Source organism: Cryptosporangium minutisporangium, from assembly GCF_039536245.1.
Classification (GTDB): Bacteria; Actinomycetota; Actinomycetes; order Mycobacteriales; family Cryptosporangiaceae; genus Cryptosporangium; species Cryptosporangium minutisporangium.
Window position 1 is genome coordinate 218,995 of the sequence record NZ_BAAAYN010000024.1, and the last position, 24,968, is coordinate 243,962.

Sequence of the window (24,968 nt, forward strand, 5' to 3'; positions counted from 1 at the left end):
CACTGGGGCGGTGGAACCCGTGCTGACGATCGCCTCGCTCTCCGCTGCCGACGCCCGCGACGACCTCCTCGTCGCACGCCTGACCGACCTGGTCAACGAGGTCTACGCGGTCGCCGAGGAAGGGCTCTGGGTACCCGGCACCAGCCGGACGACGACGGACGAGGTCGCGGGCCTGATCCGGGCCGACGAACTGTGGGTCGCGCGGCTGGACGACGAGGTGGTCGGGTGCGTCCGGATCCAGCGGCTGGACGACCACACCGCGGAGTTCGGACTGCTGGTCGCCGCGCCGAAGCACCGCGGCATCGGCGTCGGCCGGGAGTTGGTCCGCTTCGCCGAGGCGACCGGGCGCCGGGCCGGGGCGACGACGATGCAGCTCGAAGTGCTGATGCCGCGCGACTGGGCGCACCCGTCGAAGGAGTTCCTCAAGGACTGGTACCAGCGGATCGGGTACCGGGTCGTGCGCGTCGGCGACTTCGAGCCGGCCTATCCGCGGCTCGCGCCGCTGCTGGCGACCCCGTGCGAGTTCGTGATCTTCCACAAAGCGCTCACGAGCGGGTCCGACGGGTGAGCAGCAACGCCATCCCGGCGGCGCTGAGCACCGCCGCGGCGGCGAACCCGGTTCGGTAGCCGAGGTGCTGGGCGATCCCGAGCAGCGGCGCCGAGAGCGTGGCGCCGACCGGGAACGCGTTGCTGAACAGCGTCGACGCGCGGCCCGGCCGGCTCGGCAGCAGGTCCTGGAAGTACGTGATGCCGATGCCCTGGATCAGCGCGATTCCGGCCGCGTTGAGCACCTGCGCGGCCGCGACCTGGCCGACGCCGGTGGAGACCGCCACCACCGCGAAGTACGCCGCGGCCAGGGCCGGGCCGGCGAGGAACAACACCCGCACCGGAATTCGTACGGCGAGGACCCCGAAGACGAGCATCAAGGGAATCTCCAGCCCGGCGCAGAGTCCGAGGAGAAGTCCGGTGTCCCGGATGCTGCCGTGCAGTTCCTCGTCGACGAAGAGCGGCAGCGCCTGCACGCCCAACACCGCCGCGGTCTGCATCAGGACCAGACCGACGACGTTCAGCCAGAGCAAGCCCGGGGAGACGTCCCGCGCCCCGGCCGCGTGCGGGCCTTCCACCGGGCCCGACGCGACCGGCTCAGCCCCGGCCGTCGACGAGGCCCCGGCCGTCGACGGGACGTCGGCCGTCGACGGAACCAGGCCCGGCTCCGGCATCCCGAGCTGCGCCACCAGCGCCGCCAGCCCGTAGACCGCCGCGGCGACCGAGAAGATCAACGTGAAGCCGCCGAGCTCGATCAGGATCGCCGCGGCGAACGGACCGGCGACCCAGCTCGCCGAGAACAGCGTCCGTAGCGCGTTCGTGGTGAACGCGCCCCGCTCACCGGTGCCGACGGTGACGCGGGCGTACGCGAACAGCTGGGCCTGCAGCGCGGTCGAGACCGCCACCGCCGTCGCGGTCACGACCAGCAGCACCCAGTAGTTCCGGACGACGGCGCTCAGACCGCACCCGACCACTCCGGCCAGCGCCGCCCCGACGATCAGCCGGCTCCGGTGCGGGCCGGCGTCCGAGAGGCGCCCCAGCCAGCTCGACGCGAGCACGCCGGTCACGGCGGCGACTATCAGGAAGAGGGTGACCAGCACCGGACCGGCGTGCACGGCGTCGGTCAGGAACAGGGCGCGGAACGGGAACGTCATCGCCATCGACAGACCGACCGCAAGGAACACGGTCGAGAGCGGGGCCCACCGCCGGATCGCGTCCGCAGATTTGGGGTGACTGGGCAGGGAGGCGACGAAGGGGGCAGGCACCGGCCCATCGTGCCCGGTCGATCCCCCGCTCGCCCATCGAGGCTCCGGCCGCCGCTCCGCGGCGGTCACCGCCGGAGCGGGGCGCTCACGGCCGGGGCGCCACGGGCACCGTCACCTCGGTCGCCAGCACCCGGCCGGTCTGCGACGTGAACAACTCCCCCATCCGCTCGACGCCGAGCCACTCCGCCACCATCAGGTAGAGCGTCCTCCCCTGCGGGCCACCGAGCATGCACGCGAAGCACGCCGTGTCCAGGTCGATGCGGTCCAGCACCGCGCCGCCCTCCGCCACCCGGGTGGCCACCGTGCCGGTCTCGGTCACGCTCGCGCACCAGATCGCACCCTCGGCATCGAGGCAGATGCCGTCCCCACCGACCTCGGCCCAGACCCGCCGGTTCGCCAGGCTCCCGTCGGCCTCGAGGTCGAACGCCGTCAGCCGGTTCGCCCAGGACTCCGCGACGACGAGCGTGCGGTTGTCCGGCGTCACGACCATGCCGTTGCCGAACGCGATGTCCTCGGCGACCCGCCGTACCGCCCCGTCCGGGGTGACCAGGAGGATCGCACCCGGCCGGTAGTCCTCCTCGCCGAACGCGAACCCGACGTCGGTCAGGTAGATGAACCCGCGGCCGTCCACGACGATCTCGTTCAAGCTGACCGCGCTCCCGGCCACGTCGACGTGGGTGGTCCAGCTCCCGTCGTCGGCCCGGCGCAGCACCTCGGTCTCGCCGGTCACCAGCAGCCGGCCGTCGGGCAGCCAGTCGAGGCAGTACCCGGCCGGCTTCGGACCCCTCCCCACCACCTCCGCGGTGCCGTCGGTGGTCAGCGTGACGATCTCCTGCGCGCCCCAGTTCGAGAACCAGAGCCGCCCGTCGTGCCAGCGCGGGGACTCCCCCACGACGAGCCCGTTGAGCAATTCCTTCGGCTGCGCGATCATGACGATTCCTTCGGGTCGGTGCCGAGCTGACGGCACCTACACGAACGGCGTCGCGCGAATTCGACACCCGCACCGACGGGAGACGGTCCTCCTAGCCGATTGGCTAGTGTTTTACTTGCCGTTCGTCAAGTTGAATCGTTGACGACACACAACGAACACTCCTAGACTCCCCGTAGACGAGGGAGGGCGAGTGACGAGCGTCACCAGCGAACGGGACCTACCGGCGGCGCGGCGGGCCACCGGCGGACGACCCGCGGACGGTCGGCAGCGGGTGATCGACGCGGCGCTCGCGCAGTTCGCCGAGTACGGCGTCGAGGGCACGTCGCTGCAGATGATCGCCGACGCGATGGGCGTCACGAAGGCCGCGGTCTACTACCACTTCAAAACCAAGGACGAGATCGTCCTCACCGTGGTCAAGCCGGCACTCGACCAGCTGCGGGTCATCCTCGACGAGTCCGAGGCGCAGCGCGGGCAGTCGGCGCGGTCCCGCGCGTTCCTGACCGCGTTCGTCCGTCTCGTGATCGGACACCGGGAGCTGCTCACGCTGCTCTACGACGACGTCACGGTCGTTCGGCTCCTGCGCACGCACTGGCCGGAGTTCGAGGACTTCGAGCGTCGCGTCCCGCTCCTGCTGGTGGGCCCGGACGCCGCCGCGGGGCCGCACGTGGCCGCCGCCGTCGCACTGACCGGCATCGTCGCCGCAGCCGGCAACCCGCAGTTCAGCGGCTTGTCCGACGCCGAACTGGAGGAGCACCTGCTCGACGCCGGACTTCGCCTGATCGGGACTCGCCGCCGCCGCTGAACCGGTACGGGCGTCCCGCAGCGTTGACAGGTATTGGAATCTCGTTCCAGTATGCGTCGGGGGCGCCGGAACGTACCGTGCCGCCCGACCGTCGGCCGAGCGTCCCGGGAGAGTCCATGCACGTCGTCGTCGACCGCGCCCGATGCCCCGGCCGGGCACTAGCCGAGGCCCGCGCATGAGCCTGCCGTTCGTGGTGGTGGGCGCCTCCCTCGCGGGGTTACGCGCGGTCGAGGCGGCACGGAACGGAGGGTACGAGGGACCGATCACGCTGATCGGCGCCGAGCCGCACCTCCCGTACGACCGGCCGCCGCTGTCCAAGGCGTTCCTCGAGCCGGGCGCCGAGGCCGTCGTCTTCCGCGAGGAGCAGCACCTGCGCGAGGACCTCGGCGTCGACCTGCGTCTGGGCGCGCCGGCGACGCGGCTGGACCCGGCCGGCCACACGGTCACCGTCGACGGGCAGACGCTCGGATACCGGGCGCTCTTGATCGCGACCGGCTCCACCCCGCTCCCCCTGCCCGGCGCACCGGCCCTGACAGGTGTCCACACGCTCCGGACCGTGGACGACGCCCGCGCAATCCGTGACGCGCTGCACGCGGGTGCCCGCGTGGTCGTCGTCGGCGCGGGGTTCATCGGGTCGGAGATCGCCTCCGCGGCCCGCCGGTACCAGAATGCGGTGACGATCGTCGAGGCCGCGCCGGTGCCGCTGGTGCGGGCCGCCGGGCCGGTCGTCGGCGCGGCGCTGGCCCGGCTGCACCAGCGCGCCGGTACCGACGTGCGGCTGGGCACGTCGGTCACCGGCCTGCACGGCCGCGACCGCGTCGAGGCGGTCGTCCTCTCGGACGGCACGGTGCTCGACGCCGACCTGGTCGTCGTGGGGATCGGCTCCCGCCCGGCGACCGGCTGGCTGGCCGGCTCCGGCGTGGCTCTCGACGCGCGGGACGGCGGCGTCCGGTGCGACGAGTACCTCGCGACCTCCGCGCCGGACGTCTACGCGGCGGGCGACGTCGCGCACTGGCCGAACCACCTGCTGGACGTGCCGATGATGCGGTTGGAGAACTGGACCGGCGCGGCGGAGCAGGGCGCCGCCGCGACCCGCAACGCGCTCGGCCTCGGCGAGCGGACGCCGTACGCCACCGCGCCCTACGTGTGGAGCGACTGGTACGACCACCGGATCCAGTTCGTCGGCCACCCCGCCGAGGACGAGGTGCGGATCGTCCTCGGTGACCTCGACGGCCCCCGGTTCGTCGCGCTCTACCGCTCCGGGGAGCGGATCGCCGGGGCGGTCACGCTCAACGAGCCGGGCAAGGTCATGAAGTACCGCCGCCTGATCGCCCGCCGCGCCGACTGGCAGGCCGCACTCGACCTGTATCCGGCGCTCACCGGCTGAGCCGCGCCGCGGTGAGACCCACCGTGACGCTGGAGACCGGAACACCGCTGCCGAGCGCGTCGATCGCCGCGCCGACCTCCGCCAGCACCTCGGCGACGGCCTCCGGCGGCAGCCGGGTGAGCAGCCCCTGGGTGGGTAGCTGGTCGAGCCACTCGTCCTTCGTGTAGGTCCGCTGCTCGTCGAAGTGCCACCGTTCGGCCTCCCCGAACCCGCTCCCCCGGAGCCCGTCGGCGACGGTGGCCACCAGGGACTCGTACCCGTCGGCCGGTCGGGACATCGCCCGGAGGTCGACCGGCGCGTCCGGCGCCACCCGCCGGTAGATCGCCGCGAGCACGTCCGCGAGCGCCGGTGCGGGCTGGAACACGTGCCAGAACAGCGCGAGCCGTCCCCCGGGCCGCAGCACCCGGGCCGCCTTCGCGGCGCCGGCCGCGGGGTCGACCCAGTGCCAGGTCTGGCCGGCGACGACCGCGTCGAACGTCCGCCCGCCCGGCTCCCAGGCCTCGAACGTCGCCACCTCGACCGGAATTCCGGTCTCGCGGGCGAAAGCAGCCATCCGCTCGTCGGGGTCGACGCCGAGCACCGTGCACCCGGCCGCTTGGAGCTGCCGGGCGACGAGGCCGGTGCCGCAGCCGACGTCGAGCACGTCCGGGCCGGGGCTCAACGCGACGATGCGCTGGATCAGGGCGTCGGGGTAGCGGGGGCGCGCCCGGTCGTACCGGGCGGCGTCCACGCCGAAGGATTCGGCGATCTGGCGGTGCTGATGGCTCGAAGTGGGCATGCGCCCACTCTAGTGGGCGCATGCCCACTTGGTGAAGTGGACGTACGATTCCCCGGTGCCGACTGGAGTTGCCATCCGCGACGTTCGCGAGCAGTTGTTCGACGCCGCCGAGCGGGTCCTGCTGCGGGACGGCCCGAGCGCACTGACCAGCCGGGCGGTGACCACCGAGGCGGGCTGCGCCAAGGGCGTCCTGCATCGGCACTTCGAGGACTTCGACGCGTTCCTCGCCGACTTCGTGCTCGACCGCATCGACCGGATGGACGCGCAGGCCGCCCTGCTCCGGGACGCGGCCGGGACGGGCACCGTCGTCGACAACCTCACCGACGCGGTGACCGCCCTGTTCGGATCGGTGGCGGTGGCGATCGTCCCGCTCGTCACCTTCCGGGACGAGCTACGCGCTCGGCTACGGGAGAAGTGGCCGGTCGGCGTGCCGGTGCTGACCGAGGGCGCGGTGATGATCGAGGCGTACCTGGCCGCCGAGCGGGATCTCGGGCGGATCACCGCCGACGCTCCGGTCGACGCGCTCGCGGCCACCATGATCGGCGCGGGCCATCTGCTGTTCGCCGACCGGACCGGCGCGCCGCCGGACCCGGCCGCGATCCGCACGATGGTGACGACGGTTGTCGGCAGCGTCCTCCCCGTGCGGTAGTGCACGGCGGACGGCGCCAGCCTGATCGGACCGGTCGCCGCGGCAGCACGCGGACTCAGGGCAGGTCCAGGTACCGGGCGGCCTGCTCGCGGTGGTGCGCGGCGGCCTGCGTCAGCTGCTCGACCGGAACGCCGATGCCGGGCATCCGGGCCAGCCGCAGGGCCTGGTCGGCCGCTCGGCCGTGCTCCTCGGCCGCGAACTGCCGGCAGGCCAGGCAGGTGACGCTCGCCGGCCGGGACGACGTCATGGCGTAGGGCACCCGCCGGCCGCACCCGGTGTCGGCCACTGTGGGCAACTCCGCGACCAGTCCGAACGTGTCGGCCAGCACGATGCGCGCGGAGGCGTGGGCGTGCAGCTTCGCGTCCACGTGGACGTGCGGGTCGTCCTCACTCATTCCTCGTTCCTACCGCACGCGGCGGTACGCCGGGCCGGGTGACCTGCCTCACGCCTGTCACACCGGTCGCTCAGGCGGTGTCTGGTGGCCGTACCCCTGAGCGGAGGAAGACACCATGACCGAGAACACCGAGGTGATCGTCGTCGGCGGTGGCTACGCCGGCGTCATGGCGGCCAACCGCCTGACGCAGCGCGCCGACGTGACCGTGACGCTCATCAACCCCCGCCCGACCTTCGTCCACCGGGTCCGCCTGCACCAGCTCGTGGGCGGCTCCGACGACGCGGTCCTCGACTACCGCGAGCTCCTGGCCGACCGCGTCCGGCTGGTCGTCGACTCCGTCACCCGGATCGAGGCCGCCGAGCGGAGCGTGACGCTGGCGTCCGGCGGCACCGTCGGCTACGACTACCTGGTCTACGCGGTGGGCAGCGGCAGCGCCGACCCGCAGGTCCCGGGAGCGGCCGAGTTCGCCTACCCGATCAGCCGTCTGGAGGAGGCGCAGCGGCTGCGGTCTGTCCTCGACGCCACCCCCGCGACGGCCGTGCTGACGGTCGTCGGAGCCGGTCCGCTCGGCATCGAGACCGCCGCCGAGCTGGCGGAGCTGGGCCGGACCGTCACCCTGGTCTGCGGCGGCGCGCTCGGCCCGTACCTGCACCCCCGGGGACGACGCTCGGTGGCCAAGGAGCTGTCCAATCTCGGCGTGACCGTGGTCGACGGTCCCGACTCGGCGGTGACCGCGGTGACCCACGACGCGGTGCGCCTGCGCGACGGCCGGGAACTGCCCAGCGATGTGACGATCTGGACCGCCGGCTTCGGCGTACCGGACCTGGCCGCACGCAGCGGGCTGCGCACGGATGCCATCGGCCGACTGCTCACCGACGAGACACTCACCAGCGTGGACGACGAGCGCATCGTCGCGACCGGGGACGCGGCGGCGCCGTCGGACCTGCCGCTCCGGATGAGCGGCCAGGCCGCGCTTCCGCTCGGCTCGCACGCCGCCGACACCGTGCTCAGCCGGATCGCCGGGGAACGACCCGCCGACTTCAACCGCGGAATCGCCGCCATGTGCATCAGCCTGGGACGCCGGGCCGCCGTCTTCCAGGTCGCCCGCCGGAACGACACCGCGACGCGGTTCCACCTCGCCGGCGGTCTGGGCGCGAAGCTCAAGGAAGCGTCGTGCGCGAGCATGATCAAGCAGATCACCGGCGAAGCGCGCAAACCCGGATCGCACCGCTGGCCGGTCAAGGACACCACGCGCCAGGAGTTGCTGCGGGCCCAGGAATCGCTGCGGGCCAAGCAGTAGGCTCGGCCGGATGGTGGCCGAGAGGGAGATCCGACTGTCCGACGGGCGGACGCTCCGGACGTTCGACGGTGGTGGGACCGGGCCCGTCGTGGTGTGGCACCACGGCACTCCGCACACCGGAGCGCTGATTCCGCCGTTGCTCTCCGCGGCCGCCGACCGCGGCCTGCGGCTGGTGTCCTACGCCCGGCCCGGGTACGGCGGATCCCCGTCGCTGCCCGGCCGGGACGTCGCGTCGGCCGCGGGCGACGTCGCCGAAGTGCTCGGCGCGCTCGGTATCGATCGGTTCGTGACCGTGGGCTCCTCCGGCGGCGCACCGCACGCGCTGGCGTGTGCGGCGCTCCTGCCCGGCCGGGTGACCGCGGTGGCCACCTTCGCGGGGCTGTCCCCGTACGGCGGCGACCCGGGCTGGTTCGCCGGCATGGCCGATGACCGGGCGCTACGGGCGGCGACCGCCGGCCGTGCCGCCCGGGCGCGGTACGCGGAGACCGCGGAGTTCGACCCGGCGACGTTCACCGACGCCGACTGGGCGGTGCTCTCCGGCGCGTGGGCGGCGCTCGGGGAGGACGCCGTGAAGGCCGGAGCGTCCTCCCCCGACGGTGCGCTCGACGACCACCTCGCGTTCGTCTCGCCCTGGGGCTTCGATCCGGCGACGATCACCGTTCCGGTGCTGCTCGTGCACGGCGCCGACGACCGGATGGTGCCCGCGTCCCACGCCGACCGGCTCCTGACCGCGATACCGGGGGCGACCCGGTGGCTGCGTCCCGGCGACGGCCACGTGTCGGTGCTCGCCGCCTACCCCGCCGTGCTCGACTGGCTCGTCGCCGAATCCTCGCTCCGGTAGCGTCGGCGTCCACAGCAGACCTCTCGGAGGGACGTCGGTGATCGCGCGAGTATGGCGGGGCTGGGCGACGCCCGCGAAGGCCGACGACTACCAGAGGCACTACCGGACCGCCGTGGCCGAGCATCTGCGGAGCGTTCCCGGCTTCGTCGAGGCCCGACTCCTCCGTACCGACGACGGGGGCGACGTGCTGTTCACCTCGGTCGTGGTCTTCACGGACCTGGAGTCCGTCCACGCCTTCGCCGGTGCGGAGCCGCGCGTCGCGGTCGTCGAGGAGGCGGCACGCGCCGCGCTCGTCCGCTGGGACGAGTACGTGACGCATCACGACGTCGCCGTCGACGTGGCCTGATTCCCGGCGTACTCTGCGGTGCCCCAGAGACTATTGAGAAGGCGATGGGGCCCATGATCACCGGCGCGCACACGATCATCTACCACGACCAGGCGGACGCGATCCGCACGTTCTTCCGCGACGTCCTGGAGTTCCCGGCCGTGGACGCGGGCGGCGGCTGGTTGATCTTCGCCCTGCCGCCCGGCGAACTCGCCGTGCACCCGACCGAGGACGACGGCCGGCACGAGTTGTACCTGATGTGCGACGACATCGACGCGACCATCGCGGACCTGCACGCCAAGGGTGTGGAGTGCACCGAGGTGACCGATCAGGGATGGGGTCTGCTCACCTCGATCACGCTGCCCGGCGGCATGCAGCTCGGCCTCTACGAGCCGAAACACCCCACCGCGCACGGGGCCTCCGGCAACTCCTGACCGGGACGAAGGGCGCGTTGGAGCTTCCTGGTCCAACCAGTTGACGAGTTGACCTGTGGCGCGACAGACTGCGCCGGCTGCCGTCGCCGTTCGTCGCCGTACCCACCGCTCCGAGATTGGACCCGGGCATGATCTCCGCCGTGCCGTCCACCGCTCCGGCGTGCCCGCCGCCCGCCGCCGCATGAGGCTCTCGCTGAAGCTGTTCGCCGTCGCCACGGCGGTCGAGCTGATCGCGGTGGCGGCCGACTGGACCGTCCTGCAGTGGCTCGCCAAGCCGCTGCTCGCCCCGCTGCTCGCGGTCTACCTGGTGGGGCGGGTGCGGCCGGACCTGGTCCTCGTCGCGCTCGGCTTCGCGACGGCGGGCGACGTCGCGCTGCTGATCGACGGCGAGGTGCCGTTCCTCATCGGGATGCTCTGCTTCCTCGGTACCCAGTTGTGCCTGACGGTGGCGTTCCTGCGCCACGCCCGCCCGCGGTGGTGGGCGTTCGCGGGCTACGCCGTGCCGTGGGCGACCGCCAATGCGCTGCTGTGGGAGCGGCTCGGCACGCTGCGCGTGCCCGTGCTGGTCTACAGCCTCGCGCTGAGCGCGATGGCCGCCGCGGCAGTCGGGGTGTCCCGGCGGGTGGCCGTCGGCGGCGCGCTCTTCCTCGTCTCCGACTTCCTGATCGGGATCGGCGCAGCCGACATCGAGGTGCCCGGACAGTCGGTGCTGATCATGGCGACGTACACCGCCGCGCTGGCCCTGATCGTCACCGGCTGGGCGGCGAAGCCAGTTAGTGTCGTGAGCCAGAAGGTCGTCGCCGAGAAGTAGCAGCACACGGCTCCCACGGATGGGCGAGTTCATGACCGAGCTGAACGCGGAACACGCCCGGCGAGCGATCGTCGAGCACACCGGGCGGCTGGCCGAAGCGGCCGCCGTGGCCGGTCCTGGAGCCGCCGTGCCGACAACCCCGGAGTGGACCATCGCCGACCTGGTCGAGCACGTGGGCCAGACCGAGCACTGGGTCGCGGAGATGATCGAGCGGCGCATCACCGACCCCATGCAGCTGCCCACGGAGATGGCCGCGCTCCCCGCCGACTCCGGCGAGTGGCGGGCGTGGCTGTCGGAGTCCGCGCAGCGGGTCGTGAGCGCGTGCTCCGATGACGCGCTGGACGCGCCGGTGTTCAACGCGGCGGGAGACGAGCGGTCCGGGACGCGGTTCTGGCTGGCCAGCGTCCTCAACGAGGCGGTCGTCCACGGCTTCGACGCAGCCAACGCGGCGAACCGACCGACCGCCATCGACGCCGACATCGCAGCCGCGCTCATCAGCAATCACCTCAGGATGCTCACCTCCCCCACCTGGGAGATGCGGCGGGCCGAGTCCGCGCACGCCCTCCGGGGTACCGGGCAGACGCTGCAGTGGCTGGCCACCGACACCGCGGACGACACGGGCGCGTGGTTCGTCGAACGGCTACCTGACGGGGCGAGGTGGCGGCCCGGCACCCAGCAGGCCGATGTGACGGTGACCGGGCCGGCCGGATCGCTCCTGCTGACCATGACCCGACGACTCCCGCTCACCGACCGCGGAGCCACCGACCTCAGCGTCGACGGCGACACCGGCCTCGTCCAGCACTGGCTCGACAACACCGCCCACGTCGCCGACTGACCGGGGCTAAGACCGTCGCAGCCCGGCGAGCAGCAGCTCGACCAGACGTCGCGCGTCGTACCGGGGGTCGTTCTCGGCGCCGACGCAGAGGTTCCCGACGCCGCGGAGCAGCTGATAGGCGTCGACATCGGCACGGATCTCCGCCGCTGCCACCGCCGCGCGGAGCAACTCGTCGCAGACCGGAACGAGGCGCTCGATGAAGTAGGCGTGCAGGCTCTCGAACGCGGCGTCGTCGGACTGCAACGCCGCGGCGAGCCCGTGCTTGGTGACGAGGAAGTCGACGAAGAGGTCGACCCACCGGCCCAGCGCGGCATACGCCGAGTCGCTGCTCGCCAGCAGCGACGGACCGGCCTCGGCGCAGGCCTCCACCTGGTGCCGGTAGACCGCGACGATGAGATCGGCGCGCGTCGGAAAGTGACGGTAAATCGTTCCGACGCCGACGCCCGCGCGCGCGGCGATCGAGCGGACGGGCACGTCGACGCCGGATTCGACGAAGGCCGCGGCCGCCGCGTCGAGCAGCGTGGCCGCGTTCCGCCGGGCATCGGACCGCTTCCGCGCGGGCGCCCCCTCCGATCCGCTGTGCACGGCACTCCCCTGTCTTCGGGTTGGCAGAGTCTCGGGTTGGCAAACGGAACAATGTTCCGTATGTTGGCGAGCGGAACATCGTTCCGCTTCAGTCTGCCAGAGCAGACTCTCCCTGCCTACGACCCTTCGGAGAACCCCATGCAGTACCGCACGTTGGGCCGCACCGGTGTCCAGGTCAGCACGCTCGTCCTCGGCGCGATGAACTTCGGCGCCATCGGCCGCACGTCCCAGCACGAGGCCACCGCCATCGTCCACGCCGCCCTGGACGGCGGGGTCAACCTCATCGACACCGCCGACATGTACAGCCAGGGCGGGTCGGAGGAGATGGTCGGCAAGGCCATCGCCGGCCGCCGCGACGACGTCGTGCTGGCGACGAAGGCCGCCATGCCGATGGGCGACGAGCGGAACCACCGCGGCAGCTCCCGCCGCTGGCTGTTCACCGCGCTCGACGACAGCTTGCGCCGCCTCGGCGTCGACCATGTCGACCTGTACCAGATCCACCGCTGGGATCCCGCCACCAGCGACGAGGAGACGCTCTCCGCACTGACCGACCTGCAGCGCGCCGGAAAGATCCGCTACTTCGGTTCCTCGACGTTCCCCGCGTACCGCATCGTGCAGGCCCAGTGGGCCGCCCGGGAGCACCACCTCCGCCCCTACGTGACCGAGCAGCCCAGCTACTCGGTCCTCCAGCGCGGGATCGAGGCCCACGTCCTGCCCGTGGCCGACGAGTACGGGCTCGGCGTGCTGGCCTGGAGCCCGCTGGCGTCGGGGTGGCTGTCGGGCGCGGTCCGCGCCGGCCGGGACGTCTCCACGCACCGCTCGGTCGTGCTGCCGGAGCGGTTCGACACCTCGATTCCGTCGAACCGCGCCCGGCTCGACGCCGTCGAACGGCTGGCCGCGGTCGCCGACGAGGCGGGGCTGACGCTGATCCAGCTGGCGCTCGGGTTCGTCACCGCGCATCCCGCCGTCACCAGCGCGATCATCGGTCCGCGGACGGTGGAGCACCTGAGTTCCCAGCTCGCCGCCGCCGACACCGTGCTCTCCCCCGACGTCCTCGACGCGATCGACACGATCGTCGCTCCGGGGGTCGACCTCGCCGCGCACGAGAAGTTCGACACGCCTCCCGCGCTGCTCGACCCGGCGCTGCGACGCCGCTGACCGCAGCGCGCACTCCGGCCCGCGCGGCCACGGCCACCAGGCGGTCGTGGCCGCGGGTGCGGAACCGCCCGCAGCGGCTCAGTGGTACTGATCGGCGGCATGTTGGATGCGTCCGACGTAGCGGGACCACCAGTCGGCGTCGCCCATCTCGTCGTGGTCCCGCCCGGCGCGCCCGTCGATCAGCTCGCGGACGATGTCGGCGTGCCCCGCGTGCTGGGCGGTCTCCGCGACGACGCGCACGAGCAGCGCGCCGAGCGTCGTCTCCCGCCGATCCTCGGGCCACCAGGAGACCCTCGCCGGGGCGTCGAGGCCCAGTTCGTCGATCGACTCGTCGGCGTGTTTCCAGGCGGACCGGTACAGACCGACGAGGTAGTCGGTCGTCTCCTCCACCGTGGCCCACATGTCGGCGCTGTCCCAGATCGACCCGTCCTCCACCCAGGGCAGCCGGACCGGCGACGGACGGCCCACCGAGTCGCCCAGGTAGCCCAGCTCGTTGCCGGCCAGATGTTTCACCAGGCCGAGCAGGTTCGTGCCGGTCGGCGTCAGCGGGCGGCGGATGTCGTACTCGGTCAGGCCGTCGAGCGACGCGACGACGCGCTCCCGGGCCTCCTGCAGGTACCGGTGCAAGTCAGCGGTGAGGCCGGGAGGATCGTGAACCATGTCGGCGAGATTAGGGCCGACCACCGACAGATCGCGCCGCCCGGCTGTTCGTCCTGCAGGGCACAAAAAACGGCAGGACACCTCCTGCCGTTTTGAACATATATCACGAAGGGGTACTTGCGGCAAGACCCCGGGAATAGGTCAAACTTCCGCTCCGATGCGAATTTCGGACTTGCCTTACCGCGAACCAGGTCACGTGCGACCTCAGATCGGAGCCGACCGAGTGGAATCCCCGACCATCAGCGCGTTCGACCTGCCGGACCGTCTCTCCGCCAAGGCCGCCCCGGCGCTGATCACCCGGGACGAGCAGCACTTCGCGGCGATCGCGAAGAGCCTCGACGAGTTGATCGCCGATCTGTCCGAACGCCTCGGCGCCGCCCGCAAAGCTCCCGGCGGCATCGGCCAGAAGGCGATGGACCGGGACATGGAGGTTCACCGGCTGACGGCCCGCCTGCGGGCGGTGCGCCGCTACGGCTTGGACCTGTGCCTCGGGAACCTGGTCCCGGCGAACAGCGGCGAGCCCGTGTACGTCGGCCGGTTCGGTCTGACCGACAGCGAGGGTCGCCGGCTGCTGATCGACTGGCGCTCCCCCGCGGCCGAGCCGTTCTTCGGTGCGACCCACGCCAACCCGATGGGGTTGGCGAGCCGCCGCCGGTACCGCTGGACGCGCGGCCGGATCACCGACTACTGGGACGAAGTGTTCACCGCGGACGGTTTCGAGGGGCACGCCGCCGCGCTCGACGACCAGTCCGCCTTCATCGCCAGCCTGGGCAGCAACCGGTCGGCCCAGATGCGCGACGTGCTCGGCACCATCCAGGCCGACCAGGACGCGATCATTCGGGCGGGTTCCCGCGGCGCGCTCGTCGTCGACGGCGGGCCGGGCACCGGGAAGACCGTCGTCGCGCTGCACCGGACCGCCTACCTGCTCTACTCCGACCCCCGCCTCGAGCACCGGCGGGGCGGCGTGCTGTTCGTCGGTCCGCACCAGCCGTACCTGGCGTACGTCGCCGACGTCCTGCCCAGCCTCGGCGAGGAAGACGTGCGGACCTGCACCGTCCGGGACCTCGTCCCGGAGGGAGCGACCGCCGGGACCGAGCCGGACCCGGCCGTGGCGCGCCTCAAGGCGTCCGCCGACCTGGTGCGCGCAGTGGAGGCGGCCGTCCGGTTCTACGAGGAGCCGCCGACCAAGGGCATGCTCGTCGCCGTCGAGGGCACCGCGCTCCGGCTGAGCGCCGACGACTGGGCCGAAGCGTTCGGGGCTCCGACCCACGGAACACCGCACAACGAGGCCCGCGAGCAGATCTGGAGCGAGCTGCTCGAGATCCTGATCGCCAAGCACGGCGACGAGAAGACCGAGGGCGTGCTCCGCGAGTCGCTGGAGCGGCACAAGGAGCTGCGCGCCGCCCTGCACCGCGCCTGGCCGCTGCTCGATCCCGGAGATCTCGTGGGGGATCTCTGGACGGTACCGGCCTACCTGCGCAAATGCGCTCCCTGGCTCGCCCCGGACGAGATCCGCGCGCTGCAGCGCGCGGACGCCCGGGCGTGGACGGTCTCCGATCTGCCGCTCCTGGACGCCGCACGGCAACGGCTCGGTGACCCGGCGGCGTCCTGGCGCCAGCGGCGGCACGACGCCTCCGTGGCCGCCGAACGCGCGCAGATGGCGCAGGTGGTGGACAACCTGATCGAGGCCGCCGACGACGAGTACGGCGTCGGCCTGGTGACGATGCTGCGCGGCGAGGATTTCGAGGACGCCCTGGTCGCCGGCGTCGCGCTACCGGTCACCGACCCGGACCAACTCGCCGGGCCGTTCGCGCACGTCGTCGTGGACGAGGCCCAGGAGCTGACCGATGCCGAGTGGCAAATGCTGCTGCTCCGCTGCCCGTCCCGGAGCTTCACGATCGTCGGGGACCGTGCCCAGGCCAGGCACGGCTTCGCCGAATCGTGGCAGGAGCGGCTCCAGCGGATCGGGCTCGATCGGGTCACGCTGGCGTCCCTGACCGTCAACTACCGGACGCCGAAAGAGGTCATGCTCGAAGCCGAGCCGGTCATCCGGGCCGCGCTGCCGGACGCGAACGTGCCGACCTCGATCCGCAGCAGCGGCGTCCCCGTCGTGCACGGCTCGGTCGCGGACCTGTCCGCGATCCTGGACGACTGGCTCTCCGCGCACGACGAGGGTGTCGCCTGCGTCATCGGGGACCCGTCGTTCCGGACGACGTCCCGCGTCCGGTCGCTGACGCCGGAGCTGGCGAAGGGGCTCGAGTTCGACCTGGTCGTCCTCGTCGACCCGGACGCGTTCGGGGCCGGGATCGAGGGAGCGGTGGACCGCTACGTCGCGATGACCCGGGCGACCCAGCAGCTCGTGATCCTCACCAGCTCCTGACCGCGGCGATCAGCGCGGGCCGTTCTCGGTCTCCATGAGGTGCTGGGAGCGGACCTCGGTGGGGCGTGCGGCACGCAGCGCCCGGAACACCTGGCCGGAGGGCCGGAACGGGAGCCGGCGCCCCGGCGGTGGCGTGGGGGCGGCCGGCTCCTCGACGGTGCGTTGGCCGCGGGCCGCGATCTGGAACCGGCCGACCACCACGGCAGCCACAGCGATGAGCGCGAGCATCAGCAGTGTCTCCATGCCTCTCGCATACCACTCAGAAATGCACTTTATTCACCATAACCGGATGATCTGGTTCGGGTCGACCGTCCGGTAAGGCGACCGGAAGTGATCCGTAAGTTGAGTGCGGCACGGTGATCACGTCACCGAGTACGACACCGACACCACACGGAGATTCACATGCGCAAGCTCATCAACTCCACCTACATCACCCTCGACGGCGTGATCGACAACCCGATGTGGACTGCGCCGTACTTCGACGACGAGGCGTCGGCGTTCGCGGGAGAGCAGACGGACAACGCGGACGCGCTCCTGATGGGCCGCGCCACCTACGACGGCTTCTCCGCCGCGTGGCCGAACATGGACGAGAGCGACCCGACCACCGGCGCGGCCTACTTCAACTCGGTGAAGAAGTACGTCGCCTCGACCACGCTGACGAACCCCACCTGGCGCAACAGCGAGGTGCTGCAGGGCGACCTGGTCGAAGCGGTCACCGCGCTCAAGGCGAGCGAGGGCAAGAACATCCTGCAGTACGGCTTCGGATCGGTGACCAAGCAGCTGATCGCCGCCGGGCTCGTCGACGAGGTGCGCTTCTGGATCCACCCGGTGCTGGTCGGCGGCGACAGCGTCACCACGCCGCTGGGCGACATCTCCACGACGTTCGAGCTGCTCGACACCCGCGTCCACAAAAGCGGCGTCATCATCGCCTCTTACCGGTGCGCGGCCAGCTCAGAACGGCGCTGACAGCCGCGCCACGCGACTTGAGTATGACCGTATACGCGACGTCGAGCGGCGCGGATGTCAGCGCCGCCCTGAGCTGGCTCCAGGTCAGAGCGGTTGCACTGCCTGTTCGAGGCTCAGGGTGCGGCCGTCGGCCGTCAGGGTTGCGAAGCGGTCCGGGCCGAGCGTCTCGGTTAGGCGCTCGGCCACCCGGGCGATCTCGTCGCGCTCGGCCGGCGCGGCCGGCGCCTCGAGCGGCGACCGGGAGGCCGCGGCGGCGCCGAGCAGCAGGGACCAGGCCTCCGGCGAGCCGAGGGCCGCGGCCGCGGACGCCATCGCCTCGACGACGGCGGCGGCGTCCCGCGGCAGCTCCATCCCCTGCGCCACCGCGAAGGCCTGCACCACACCGAACGCCTCGCGGTGCAGCGCCATCCCGGCGTCCGGATCGCCGCGTTGCTCGGCGGCGTACCCCAGCTCGACCAGGATCATCGGCAGGTAGAGCGCTGGCTGCGCCTCCGCGCGTCCCCGCTCGGCGAGCCGGGTGAGGTGCTCGACCGCCACGTCGAGCGCCCCGGATCGGCGGGCCGCGATGCCGAGGCTGAGCTGGGCGAAGACGAGCACGGAGTCCGTGCCCTGCTCCCTCGCCAGCCGGTACGCGCGCTCGGCCAGCTCCACGCCCCGGGCGTTGTCCCTGGTCTGCACCGCGAGCCAGGCCAGCCACGACAGCTTGCCTGCCGCCTCGGGCCAGAGCGCCAGCGCCTCGGCCGAGCGCAGCCCCTCCTGGTGCACCGCGGCCGCGGCGGCGTGATCACCGCGCATCTCGGCCAGGCCGCCCAGCCAATCGGACGCGCGGAGCTGCCCCCACCGGTCCTCCAGCTCGGTGAAGAGGCGGGCGCTGCGGGTCGCCCACCGCTCCAGCGCCGCCAGGTCTCCGGTCGCGTGCGCGATCATCGCCCTGGTGCTGGCCGCCGCCGCGTCGGTCCAGCGGTCGGCCGGTTCGGCGGGCAGCAGCTCGTCGGCGAGGGCGAGCTCGCTGCGCTCGAGCGCGGCGGCGCCGACGAACCAGGCTGACCGATCGTCCGCACATCCCGCCACGACCTTCCGGAGCTCGTCCGGAGAGACCGGCGCGCCCTGCAGGACCGCGAACCCGAGCCGCCACGGCACCGCCCGGGCCTCCTGCACCGCGTCACCGTCCACCGCCAGCGCGCGCCGGGCCTCGGTGAGCCGGCCGCGCAGGAACCAGTACCAGGTCAGCGCGTTGGCCAGGCGCAGCCCTCCGCCGTGTTCGAGCGCGGCGGCGAAGTTCGCGGTCTCCGCGTCGAGCCGGGCCAGCCACTCGCCCTGCCGGGGGCCACGCAGCTCCGGGTCGGCACGCTCGGCCAGCGCGGTGAAGTAGGCGGCGTGCCGGGCCCGCACGTCGTCCGGGTGCTCCAAGCGTTCCAGGCCGAACGCAGCGATCGATTCGAGCAGCCGGTACCGCGGACGGTCGTCCTCGTCGAACACCACCAGCGACCGGTCCACCAGCGTCGTCAGCGTGTCGAGGTCCGCGGCGCACACCTCGGCCGCTGCCTCCGCGGTGCATCCGTCGCTGAACACCGCGAGCCGGGCCAGGACCTGCCGATGCGCGTCCGGGAGCAGGTCCCAGCTCCAGCCGATCACCGCGGTGAGCGCCCGCTGCCGGGACGGCAGGTCGCGGGTCGTCGCGGTCAGGAGCGAGAACCGGTCGTCGAGCCGCTCGACGACACCGGCGAGGCCGAGGGCCCGCACCCGGGTGGCGGCCAGCTCCAGCGCGAGCGGCAGCCCGTCCAGGCGTCGGCAGAGCTGCGCGACCGCCGGCGCGGTGCGCTCGTCGAGGCGGAACGTGCGCTGCTGCGCCGCGGCCCTGGCGGTGAAGAGCCGGGCCGCGGCGGACCGCCGGACGGCGTCGACGTCGTACTCGTCGTCCGGCAGGGGCAGCGGCGGGACCTCCCAGAGGACCTCGCCGGTCAGCCCGAGCGGCTCCCGGCTGGTGGCCAGCACCCGCACGCCCGGGGCGTCGCGCAGGAGGTGTCCGACCAGGTCGGCCGCGGCGTCCAGGACGTGCTCGCAGTTGTCGAGCACGAGCAGCAGGTCTCGGCTGCGGAGTGCGGTGGTCAGGCGGTCTGCGGCGGTCACCGGGGAGCCGGGGGGCTCGTGCACGTCCAGGGCGGTCAGCACCCGGTCGACGACGCCGGGGTCGCCCGGCGGCAGCGGGGCCAGCTCGACCAGGTGGACGCCGTCCGGGTAGCTCTGCCCGCGCGCGACCTCGGTGGCCAGGCGCGTCTTGCCGACGCCACCCGGCCCGACCAGCGTCACCAGCCGCCGGGCCGGAACCAGGTGCCGCAGCTCGGCGAGTGCCTCGCCGCGGCCGACCAGCTCGTCCAGCCGGGCCGGCAGGCTGTTGCGGATCCGGGCCGCGGCCGGTGGCGGCGGCGCCGGTGCCGGGCTGAGCTCCGAATCCTGCGCGAGCAGCTTGCCGTGCAGCGCGACGAGTTCCGGGCTCGGGTCGAGGCCCAGCTCCTCGGCGAGGCGTTCGCGCAAGTCGGCGTAGCTGTCCAGGGCTTCGGCCTGGCGTCCGGCGGCGTAGAGCGCCCGGATGTGCAGCGCGCGGAGCCCCTCCCGCAACGGGTGCCGGGCGACCAGCTCGGCGAGGTCGGCGGCGACCAGGTCGTGCTCACCGCGGGCCAGCCGGGCGGCGGCGAGTTTCTCCTGCGCGACGAGGCGCTGCTCGGTCAGCCGGGTCGCCTCGGCACGGACGCACTCGGAGTCGGCCAGGTCGGCGTAAGCGTCACCGCGCCACAGCGCCAGGGCGGCGCTCAGCGACTCGACGTCGGACCCGGCGGCCAGCGCCGCGAACCGGTCGGCGTCGACGACGGTGGTCCGCAGCACGTACCCCGGGGCGCGGGACTCCACCAGGTCCTTGCCGCCCGGCTCGGCGTCGCCCAATGCCTTACGCAGCTGCGAGACGCGGACCTGCAGCGCACCCGCGGGGTTCGCGGGCGCGTCCGCGCCCCACAGGTCGTCGATCAGCCGGTCGGCGGAGACCACGTGGTTGCGGTTGGTGAGCAGGTCCGCGAGCAGCAGGCGGACCTTCGCACCCGGGACGGCGACCGGCGCACCGCCGTCGGTGGTGACCGCGAGCGGCCCGAGCACTCCGAACTGCACGCGATCACCCTTCGACGCAGAAGCCGGTCGGAAGCGAATCGTAAGGGGCCGGGCCCACTCTTCGGACATGAAGCTCTACTACGAAGACCACGGCCAGGCCGACGGATGCCCGCTGGTGCTCGTCCACGGCGCGCTGTCCGGCATCGACACCTCGTTCGGCGCGATCCTGCCGCTGCTGGCGAAGCACCGACGGGTGATCGCCGTCGAACTGCAGGCGCACGGGCACACGCCGGACGCCGACCGCCCGCTGACCGTCGAGCACTGCGCGGACGACGTCGTCGAGCTGCTCGACCGACTCGGGGTCCCGGCGGCGGACGTGTTCGGCTGGAGCATGGGCGCGGCGGTCGCGCTGCGGCTCGGCACCGCCCACCCCGAGCGGGTCCGGCGGCTGGTGCTCGCATCGGTGAGCATCACCGACGACGGCCTGTACCCCGGGCTGCTGGACGGCATCGCCGACCTCGAACCGGAGCACCTGCACGGCTCGGAGCTGCACGAGGAGTACGTGCGGACCGCCCCCGACCCGGCCGGCTTCGCCGAGCTGGTGACGAAGGTGAAGGCGCTGGACGCGAACCTCCCGCAGTGGACGTCCGCGGAGGTGCGGGCGCTCGCCGCGCCGACGCTGCTGGTGCTCGGGGACGCCGACATCGTCCGGCCGGAGCACTGCGTGGAGCTGTTCCGGCTGCTCGGCGGCGGGGTCCCCGGCGACGTCGTGGAGATGCCCGCCTGCCGGCTGGCGATCCTGCCCGGCACCTCGCACACGATGGTCCCCCACCGCGCCGAGTGGCTCGCTCCGATGATCCACGAGTTCCTCGACTGATCCGCGCGGGTCAGCGGCGAGTAACCGCCAGGCCGACCAGTAACAGGGCACCCCAGAGCGCGAACAGCGGATCCCACAGCAGCGCGTGACCGAGCATGCTCGCCCGGTCGACCGGTTCGTCCGTCGAGATCCAGCCCAGGAGCACGGCGCCGGCCACCACCGTGTTGACCCCGCCGTACACCACGAGCAACGCTCCCCCGGCCCAGCTCAGCGCCCGGACCGGCCGGCGGAGCCGCGGGAACCGGCCCCGCTCGACCAGGAGCGGCACGACGGCACCGGCCGCCTTGACGAGCGCGACGGTCCCGATGGTCAGCAGCAGCGTCCCGGCGCCCATCCCGCGCAGTTCGTCGGCGAGCGCGCCCACGGTGTCGAGCAGCCAGGTGCCCCCGAGCGCCCAGTACGCGCTGAAGGCCGCGTGCACCAGCCCGGCGACGCACGCCGCGACGAACCATTTCACTGCTGCTCCTCCGGGCCCTCGGCGCGGGGCTCCGGGCGCTCGGCGCGGGGCAGGGAGGCGCCGACCCCGTGCACCGCGACCGAAGCAGCGGCGCCGGACACCACGCGCGCGTCGACGACGTCGAGCAGCCGGCCGGGCACCACCGACAGCGCCGACCGGAACGCGTCCAGGTCGTCGGCGCAGCGGACCAGCAGCTCGGCGCAGTACCCGGCGGCGTCGTAGCGGTCGTCGTCCCGCGGATCGTCGGCGTCGGCGAACCACACCGACCCGGCGTCCGGACCGGTGAGCCGGAGCGCGAGCACGCCACCCTGCACGTAGCCGATCGGGAGGTAGTCAGCGGTGAACCGGTCGCCGAACCACGCCTGCGCGTAGAGCAGGTCCTGATGGCGGTCGACCGAGCCGACCGCGAAGAACGGCTGGTCGACGACGAAGCCGTGCTCCGGGTGGACGCCGGGCGCGGTGGGCGCTGCCCCGGACACCGCGCCGAGCAGCCCCCGGTAGGCGTCCGGCAGCGGCTCGCCGATCCGCCGCTCCACGGCGTCCAGCACGTTCTCGCCGAGCGGCGACGCCAGGTCGAACGGCACCGCCACCGGTTCGTCGACCCGCACGCCGCGCCGGGACCGGTCGATCGGCAGCGTCGCCACCCCGCCGACGTGCCGGAACGCGCCGTACGCCGCGGCGGGCACCAGCGCCACCCGGCGGGTGCCGAACAGGTGCGCCCAGACCCAGCCGGGCGGTGTCAGCGGGGCGTAGTCGTCGGCCGTGACCCACCACAGGGGATCGCCGGTGCCCAGCATCACCTCGTTCGCGGTGAGCACATCCGCGACCCGGACCTCGTCGACGGTCAGGCCGGGCTCGGGATCCGGCAGCTGCACCACCGCTCGGGCCAGCAGGTCCCAGATCGGTAATCCGGCCAGGTCGTAGGCCACGCCGCCGCGGTAGCGGACCCGCAAGACCGGCGAGTCGAACGGCCGGATCCGGGCCGCCCAGCGACTGCCGGGCAACCGTCGGCCGGTGTCGTCACTCAGCGTGTTGCTCACCGCGAGGGACGGATCGGACGGCACACCAGCAGCGTAGGTCATGCCCAGTAAGTTGGTTCCCAGCGTCGGCGGTTCGTGGAGATCCGCCGGTACCCGAAGACCGGGAGGACGACGGTGCAGCGGTTTCCGGGCGAGGTCGAGGCCGTGCTGCGCGCGGCCGGCTGGGCCGAGGGACGGTCGGTCGCGGACGCGGCGGCCGAGGCCATCCGCACGGCGTGCGCGCAGACGACCGCGGACGGACGGCGGTATGTGCCGTTCCCCGCGGCCGAGCGGGCGTTGTACGAGTTCGTCGGCGTGTACGTCGACCAGGACGGGCCCGGTGTCGCGCTCCGGCGTCGGCCGTTCGCGCTCGACCCGGCGATGGTTCCGCCGAGCGTCGCGACGCTGGCCGAGTTCGGCCGTGCGCTCGGCGTCGGGCTGTTCCCGCTCGGGGTCGAAGGTGTGGAGGACGCGGTGCTGGTGATCGACGAGCACGGGCGGGTGTTCGCGCTCGACGCCGGCGGCGAGTGGTTCCTCGGCGAGCACGTCGACGCCGCGCTGACGACGCTGGTCACCGGCACTGCGCCGCCGCGCGTACGCGATGACGGCACCTGGTAGGTACGGTGCACTAGTTCCGAATCCGAAGGGGACCCCCAGACTCCGAAGGGAGCGCAGTGGCCACGATCGACGCGCCGCGCGTCCGGGCGGTCGCCCGCGTCGGCGCGCAGTTACCGGCTGATCAGGAAGCCGCGACGCTCCGTCGGCGTCGCCGCCCTGGTCACCTCGGTCCGGTGAACGTGCTGCAGATCGTCGGTCTGGAGCTGGCGATCGTGCTGGCCGTCGTCGGGTGGCACGCCGGCGGATGGGTCCGCCCGACGTTGTCCGGGCTCGCGATCGCGCTTCCGGTCGTGGCCTTCTCCCGCTTCCGCGGCCGGTGGGCCGTGGAGCGGCTGGTGCTCCGGTCCCGGTTCCGGCGCCGTCGGAAGTCCGCCCGGCTGCTCGCGGACGATCGACGGCTGACCGCGCTGCGTGACCTGGCGCCGGAACTGACCGTGGAGACCGTGGACGCCGTCGGCGGCACCCGGCTGGGCGTTGGCCGGGACGGCGCCGGTTGGTTCGCCGTGATCGCGGTGCAGCCGTCCGGCGGGCTGCGCGGTGAGGCACAGCCGCTGCCCCCGCTGGACCTGCTGGCCCGGTCGCTGGCCGACGCCGAGCAGCCGGGCAGCGTCGTGCAGGTGGTCGTCCACACCCTGCCCGGGGACGCCACCGCGGGCACCGGCCCGGCCGCGGACTCCTATCGGGAACTGCTGCGCCCGCTCGGCGGCGGGGACAACGCGGCGGTGCCGCCGGTGAGCGTCGGTGATCAGCTGAGCTGGGTGGCGGTGCGAATCGAGGCCCGGGCGGTCGCGGAGGTCGCGGTCGTCGAGCCGGAGGCGATCGGCGAGGTGCCCGCGGTGCTCGGCGCGCTGATCCGCCGGGTCGGGAACGTGCTCAAGCGCAACGGGTTCACCTACCGAGTGCTGGACGGCGACGGGCTGCTCGACGCGCTCGTCCACTCGCTCGCGGTCGAGGTGATACCGGCCGGGACGGAGCGCCGCGGCACGGTCGAGTTGTGGGGGGCGTGGCGCGCGGCGGGATTCGACCACCGCTGCTTCTGGATCCGGTCGTGGCCGGCGCTGGACCGGTGCGAGCCGCTGCTGGCCGCGCTGTACCGGTCACCGGCGGCGCTGACCAGCCTCAGCTTCGCGATGACCCCGGCCAGCGGGGGCTCCGAGCTGCGGTGCCTCGTGCGGATCGTCGACGCGCCGGGGACGATCGACCGCGCGGTGGCCGGGCTACGGGCCGCCGCCCGGGGCCACGGTGCGCAGCTGTTCCCGCTCGACGGCGAGCAGGCCCCTGCGGTGTACGCCACCGCCCCGACCGGCGTGGGTGTCCTGTGACGACGCCGGAGCCGGGCGAGCCCCGGCACGCCGCACCGACTCCGCCACCGAGGTCGGGCACGGAGCCCGGCGCGGTACCGCCCGCGCCGTCACCACCGCACTCCGGGGCTACACCGCACTCCGGGGTGCCGTCGCCGCCGGGCGCGCCGCCGGGGCGGCTACCGCCGGCGCCGTACGTCGCGGCCCAGCCGCTGACGACGCCCGGGCGCCCCGCCGTTCCCGGCCTCCCGCCGCAACCCGGTCGGTTCGCCCACCCCGGTCCGAACCCCCAACCCGGCCAGATCGCGCAGCCGGGGCAGATCACACCACCCGGGCAGCCGTGGCTCACCGGAGCCGCGCGGCCAGCGCCGGGCCCCGGTGCGGCTCCCGCTCCCGGAGCGGCTGCGCCGGCCGGTCCGGTTCCGTATGCGCAAGCCGCCGCCGGGCCGGCGGCTCCTGCGCCGCGCGGTCCCGGTCTCCCACTTCCCGGCCAGCCGGTTCCCGCGGTTCCGGTGGCCCCGACCCAGCCCGGCGTCGCAGCCCAACCCGG

General features: G+C 73.2%; 26 protein-coding genes. 16 read left to right on the forward strand and 10 right to left on the reverse strand.

What is annotated here, in order from left to right; translation table 11 throughout:
- Positions 1-10 precede the first annotated feature (10 nt).
- Positions 11-568, forward strand: coding sequence for a GNAT family N-acetyltransferase (locus tag ABEB28_RS19945; RefSeq protein WP_345729661.1), 558 nt, complete (start codon positions 11-13; stop codon positions 566-568).
- Here ABEB28_RS19945 and ABEB28_RS19950 read toward each other — a convergent pair.
- Together ABEB28_RS19950 and ABEB28_RS19955 are read right to left on the reverse strand one after the other, a co-directional pair.
- On the reverse strand, positions 546-1,811 hold the full coding sequence (locus ABEB28_RS19950; protein WP_345729662.1) for an MFS transporter: 1,266 nt from the start codon (positions 1,809-1,811) through the stop codon (positions 546-548). The genes ABEB28_RS19945 and ABEB28_RS19950 overlap by 23 nt on opposite strands.
- An 85-nt stretch (positions 1,812-1,896) precedes the next feature.
- The gene (locus ABEB28_RS19955; protein ID WP_345729663.1) at positions 1,897-2,742 is read right to left on the reverse strand and encodes an SMP-30/gluconolactonase/LRE family protein; all 846 of its coding nucleotides are present in this window, start codon (positions 2,740-2,742) and stop codon (positions 1,897-1,899) included.
- A 190-nt stretch (positions 2,743-2,932) separates the two neighbouring features.
- On the opposite strand from ABEB28_RS19955, the gene ABEB28_RS19960 reads away from it, so the two are divergent.
- Together ABEB28_RS19960 and ABEB28_RS19965 are read left to right on the forward strand one after the other, a co-directional pair.
- Positions 2,933-3,544 (forward strand): TetR/AcrR family transcriptional regulator, encoded by a 612-nt coding sequence (locus tag ABEB28_RS19960; RefSeq protein ID WP_345729664.1) that lies wholly within the window; start codon positions 2,933-2,935, stop codon positions 3,542-3,544.
- Positions 3,545-3,719: 175 nt separating this feature from the next.
- Positions 3,720-4,931, forward strand: coding sequence for an NAD(P)/FAD-dependent oxidoreductase (locus tag ABEB28_RS19965; RefSeq protein ID WP_345729665.1), 1,212 nt, complete (start codon positions 3,720-3,722; stop codon positions 4,929-4,931).
- Here the strand turns inward: ABEB28_RS19965 and ABEB28_RS19970 are convergent.
- Positions 4,921-5,709 carry a class I SAM-dependent methyltransferase gene (locus tag ABEB28_RS19970; RefSeq protein WP_345729666.1) on the reverse strand — a complete coding sequence of 263 codons (789 nt, stop codon included), beginning with the start codon at positions 5,707-5,709 and terminating at the stop codon, positions 4,921-4,923. The two genes, ABEB28_RS19965 and ABEB28_RS19970, sit on opposite strands and share 11 nt — an antisense overlap.
- A gap of 55 nt (positions 5,710-5,764) precedes the next feature.
- On the opposite strand from ABEB28_RS19970, the gene ABEB28_RS19975 reads away from it, so the two are divergent.
- On the forward strand, positions 5,765-6,358 hold the full coding sequence (locus ABEB28_RS19975) for a TetR/AcrR family transcriptional regulator (RefSeq protein WP_345729667.1): 594 nt from the start codon (positions 5,765-5,767) through the stop codon (positions 6,356-6,358).
- A 55-nt stretch (positions 6,359-6,413) separates the two neighbouring features.
- On the opposite strand, the gene ABEB28_RS19980 is transcribed toward ABEB28_RS19975, so the two are convergent.
- Complete coding sequence (locus ABEB28_RS19980) at positions 6,414-6,752, reverse strand: hypothetical protein (RefSeq protein ID WP_345729668.1); 339 nt, start codon at positions 6,750-6,752, stop codon at positions 6,414-6,416.
- A gap of 115 nt (positions 6,753-6,867) precedes the next feature.
- Here ABEB28_RS19980 and ABEB28_RS19985 point away from each other — a divergent pair, with 115 nt between their 5' ends.
- The 6 genes from ABEB28_RS19985 (at position 6,868) to ABEB28_RS20010 (ending at position 11,298) form a co-directional block, all read left to right on the forward strand.
- A complete protein-coding gene (locus ABEB28_RS19985; RefSeq protein ID WP_345729669.1) occupies positions 6,868-8,052 on the forward strand; it encodes an NAD(P)/FAD-dependent oxidoreductase in 1,185 nt (394 codons plus the stop codon).
- A 10-nt stretch (positions 8,053-8,062) separates the two neighbouring features.
- Positions 8,063-8,893, forward strand: coding sequence for an alpha/beta fold hydrolase (locus tag ABEB28_RS19990; RefSeq protein WP_345729670.1), 831 nt, complete (start codon positions 8,063-8,065; stop codon positions 8,891-8,893).
- Between the two features lie 37 nt (positions 8,894-8,930).
- A complete protein-coding gene (locus tag ABEB28_RS19995) occupies positions 8,931-9,239 on the forward strand; it encodes an antibiotic biosynthesis monooxygenase family protein (protein WP_345729671.1) in 309 nt (102 codons plus the stop codon).
- 53 nt (positions 9,240-9,292) lie between these two features.
- Complete coding sequence (locus ABEB28_RS20000; protein WP_345729690.1) at positions 9,293-9,652, forward strand: VOC family protein; 360 nt, start codon at positions 9,293-9,295, stop codon at positions 9,650-9,652.
- A 181-nt stretch (positions 9,653-9,833) separates the two neighbouring features.
- Entirely contained in the window at positions 9,834-10,463 is a 630-nt protein-coding gene (locus tag ABEB28_RS20005; protein ID WP_345729672.1) for a lysoplasmalogenase, read from the forward strand.
- Positions 10,464-10,494: 31 nt separating this feature from the next.
- Positions 10,495-11,298, forward strand: coding sequence for a maleylpyruvate isomerase family mycothiol-dependent enzyme (locus ABEB28_RS20010; RefSeq protein ID WP_345729673.1), 804 nt, complete (start codon positions 10,495-10,497; stop codon positions 11,296-11,298).
- Between the two features lie 6 nt (positions 11,299-11,304).
- On the opposite strand, the gene ABEB28_RS20015 is transcribed toward ABEB28_RS20010, so the two are convergent.
- A complete protein-coding gene (locus tag ABEB28_RS20015; protein WP_345729674.1) occupies positions 11,305-11,883 on the reverse strand; it encodes a TetR/AcrR family transcriptional regulator in 579 nt (192 codons plus the stop codon).
- 138 nt (positions 11,884-12,021) lie between these two features.
- On the opposite strand from ABEB28_RS20015, the gene ABEB28_RS20020 reads away from it, so the two are divergent.
- Complete coding sequence (locus ABEB28_RS20020) at positions 12,022-13,041, forward strand: aldo/keto reductase (protein ID WP_345729675.1); 1,020 nt, start codon at positions 12,022-12,024, stop codon at positions 13,039-13,041.
- Between the two features lie 78 nt (positions 13,042-13,119).
- Here ABEB28_RS20020 and ABEB28_RS20025 read toward each other — a convergent pair whose 3' ends face one another.
- Positions 13,120-13,701 (reverse strand): DinB family protein, encoded by a 582-nt coding sequence (locus ABEB28_RS20025; RefSeq protein WP_345729676.1) that lies wholly within the window; start codon positions 13,699-13,701, stop codon positions 13,120-13,122.
- Between the two features lie 223 nt (positions 13,702-13,924).
- Between ABEB28_RS20025 and helR the strand changes: the two genes are divergently transcribed.
- The gene (gene helR, locus ABEB28_RS20030) at positions 13,925-16,081 is read left to right on the forward strand and encodes an RNA polymerase recycling motor ATPase HelR (protein ID WP_345729677.1); all 2,157 of its coding nucleotides are present in this window, start codon (positions 13,925-13,927) and stop codon (positions 16,079-16,081) included.
- A 9-nt stretch (positions 16,082-16,090) separates the two neighbouring features.
- On the opposite strand, the gene ABEB28_RS20035 is transcribed toward helR, so the two are convergent.
- On the reverse strand, positions 16,091-16,324 hold the full coding sequence (locus tag ABEB28_RS20035; protein ID WP_345729678.1) for a hypothetical protein: 234 nt from the start codon (positions 16,322-16,324) through the stop codon (positions 16,091-16,093).
- A gap of 159 nt (positions 16,325-16,483) precedes the next feature.
- Between ABEB28_RS20035 and ABEB28_RS20040 the strand changes: the two genes are divergently transcribed.
- Positions 16,484-17,047, forward strand: coding sequence for a dihydrofolate reductase family protein (locus tag ABEB28_RS20040; RefSeq protein ID WP_345729679.1), 564 nt, complete (start codon positions 16,484-16,486; stop codon positions 17,045-17,047).
- 84 nt (positions 17,048-17,131) lie between these two features.
- Here ABEB28_RS20040 and ABEB28_RS20045 read toward each other — a convergent pair whose 3' ends face one another.
- On the reverse strand, positions 17,132-20,206 hold the full coding sequence (locus ABEB28_RS20045; RefSeq protein ID WP_345729680.1) for an AfsR/SARP family transcriptional regulator: 3,075 nt from the start codon (positions 20,204-20,206) through the stop codon (positions 17,132-17,134).
- Between the two features lie 67 nt (positions 20,207-20,273).
- Here ABEB28_RS20045 and ABEB28_RS20050 point away from each other — a divergent pair, with 67 nt between their 5' ends.
- The gene (locus ABEB28_RS20050) at positions 20,274-21,023 is read left to right on the forward strand and encodes an alpha/beta fold hydrolase (RefSeq protein ID WP_345729681.1); all 750 of its coding nucleotides are present in this window, start codon (positions 20,274-20,276) and stop codon (positions 21,021-21,023) included.
- Between the two features lie 10 nt (positions 21,024-21,033).
- Here ABEB28_RS20050 and ABEB28_RS20055 read toward each other — a convergent pair whose 3' ends face one another.
- Both ABEB28_RS20055 and ABEB28_RS20060 read right to left on the reverse strand, forming a co-directional pair.
- The gene (locus ABEB28_RS20055) at positions 21,034-21,480 is read right to left on the reverse strand and encodes a DUF3995 domain-containing protein (RefSeq protein ID WP_345729682.1); all 447 of its coding nucleotides are present in this window, start codon (positions 21,478-21,480) and stop codon (positions 21,034-21,036) included.
- Positions 21,477-22,562, reverse strand: a complete 1,086-nt coding sequence (locus tag ABEB28_RS20060) for an HNH endonuclease (protein ID WP_345729683.1) — start codon at positions 22,560-22,562, stop codon at positions 21,477-21,479. The genes ABEB28_RS20055 and ABEB28_RS20060 overlap by 4 nt, the downstream gene beginning before the upstream one ends.
- 72 nt (positions 22,563-22,634) lie before the next feature.
- Here ABEB28_RS20060 and ABEB28_RS20065 point away from each other — a divergent pair, with 72 nt between their 5' ends.
- Positions 22,635-23,117, forward strand: a complete 483-nt coding sequence (locus ABEB28_RS20065) for an SUKH-3 domain-containing protein (RefSeq protein WP_345729684.1) — start codon at positions 22,635-22,637, stop codon at positions 23,115-23,117.
- Between the two features lie 56 nt (positions 23,118-23,173).
- On the forward strand, positions 23,174-24,439 hold the full coding sequence (locus tag ABEB28_RS20070; RefSeq protein ID WP_345729685.1) for a type VII secretion protein EccE: 1,266 nt from the start codon (positions 23,174-23,176) through the stop codon (positions 24,437-24,439).
- Positions 24,440-24,968: the final 529 nt, after the last annotated feature.

Bases quoted from the DNA above. Each gene is read 5' to 3' on its own strand.
- ABEB28_RS19955 (WP_345729663.1), bottom strand. From the start codon at position 2,742: ATGATCGCGCAGCCGAAGGAATTGCTCAACGGGCTCGTCGTGGGGGAG.
- ABEB28_RS19965 (WP_345729665.1), top strand. From the start codon at position 3,720: ATGAGCCTGCCGTTCGTGGTGGTGGGCGCCTCCCTCGCGGGGTTACGC.
- ABEB28_RS19970 (WP_345729666.1), bottom strand. From the start codon at position 5,709: ATGCCCACTTCGAGCCATCAGCACCGCCAGATCGCCGAATCCTTCGGC.
- ABEB28_RS19980 (WP_345729668.1), bottom strand. From the start codon at position 6,752: ATGAGTGAGGACGACCCGCACGTCCACGTGGACGCGAAGCTGCACGCC.
- ABEB28_RS19985 (WP_345729669.1), top strand. From the start codon at position 6,868: ATGACCGAGAACACCGAGGTGATCGTCGTCGGCGGTGGCTACGCCGGC.
- ABEB28_RS19990 (WP_345729670.1), top strand. From the start codon at position 8,063: ATGGTGGCCGAGAGGGAGATCCGACTGTCCGACGGGCGGACGCTCCGG.
- ABEB28_RS20000 (WP_345729690.1), top strand. From the start codon at position 9,293: ATGATCACCGGCGCGCACACGATCATCTACCACGACCAGGCGGACGCG.
- ABEB28_RS20005 (WP_345729672.1), top strand. From the start codon at position 9,834: ATGAGGCTCTCGCTGAAGCTGTTCGCCGTCGCCACGGCGGTCGAGCTG.
- ABEB28_RS20010 (WP_345729673.1), top strand. From the start codon at position 10,495: ATGACCGAGCTGAACGCGGAACACGCCCGGCGAGCGATCGTCGAGCAC.
- ABEB28_RS20020 (WP_345729675.1), top strand. From the start codon at position 12,022: ATGCAGTACCGCACGTTGGGCCGCACCGGTGTCCAGGTCAGCACGCTC.
- ABEB28_RS20025 (WP_345729676.1), bottom strand. From the start codon at position 13,701: ATGGTTCACGATCCTCCCGGCCTCACCGCTGACTTGCACCGGTACCTG.
- ABEB28_RS20035 (WP_345729678.1), bottom strand. From the start codon at position 16,324: ATGGAGACACTGCTGATGCTCGCGCTCATCGCTGTGGCTGCCGTGGTG.
- ABEB28_RS20040 (WP_345729679.1), top strand. From the start codon at position 16,484: ATGCGCAAGCTCATCAACTCCACCTACATCACCCTCGACGGCGTGATC.
- ABEB28_RS20050 (WP_345729681.1), top strand. From the start codon at position 20,274: ATGAAGCTCTACTACGAAGACCACGGCCAGGCCGACGGATGCCCGCTG.
- ABEB28_RS20060 (WP_345729683.1), bottom strand. From the start codon at position 22,562: ATGACCTACGCTGCTGGTGTGCCGTCCGATCCGTCCCTCGCGGTGAGC.